Source organism: Pseudoalteromonas citrea (genome assembly GCF_000238375.3).
Taxonomy (GTDB): Bacteria; Pseudomonadota; Gammaproteobacteria; order Enterobacterales; family Alteromonadaceae; genus Pseudoalteromonas; species Pseudoalteromonas citrea.
In genome coordinates this window covers 1-624 of record NZ_AHBZ03000004.1, presented here as the reverse complement: position 1 = coordinate 624, position 624 = coordinate 1, and the positions used below count along the sequence as shown (strand labels likewise).

Genomic DNA, 624 nt, shown 5'->3' with positions numbered 1-624 from the left:
AGTATGGCAACAGCACAGTGGGCGCAAAAACAGCAAGCCCGTTTATTGCCTTGTCGTTACTTCCATCTTGTTTTTACACTGCCACATGAGCTGAATATTGTTGCGCGCTATGACCCAAACACGCTTTATCAGTGTTTATTTAAAGCAGTATGGGACACCCTAAGTAAGTTTGCACAGCGTAAAGGGCATGGGCAGTTAGGGATGACAAGCGTTTTGCATACATGGGGACAAACCTTAAGTCAGCATATTCATCTGCATTGCTTAGTGCCAGCTGGAGGGCTAACGCAAACTCAATGGCATGAAATAGAACAGAGCTACTTATACCCAGTTAAAGCACTATCAACAGTATTTAGAGGGAAAATGCTTGCGGCATTGCATGCGCAAGGTACTTCGCTGACACATATACACACACCAGCTAAATGGTGTGTGTATAGCAAAGCGTGTTTAACATACAGTGATAAGTTAGTAAGTTATCTAGCACGTTATACCCGAAAGGGCGCGATGTCAGAATCGAGACTGGTGTCGGTGAATAAACAAAGCGTGTGCTTTAAATATCGAGGTTATGCAGATAAACACAGTGAAAAGGTCATGACACTGAGTTGTAGAGAGTTCTTACGGCGCTAT

The 624-nt window shown here is 43.6% G+C and carries 1 protein-coding gene; it reads left to right on the top strand.

Translation table 11 applies throughout. The features are described from left to right. Nucleotides 1-624 (top strand): IS91 family transposase (locus tag PCIT_RS00025; RefSeq protein WP_021032187.1); only part of this gene is annotated, 624 nt, incomplete at both ends.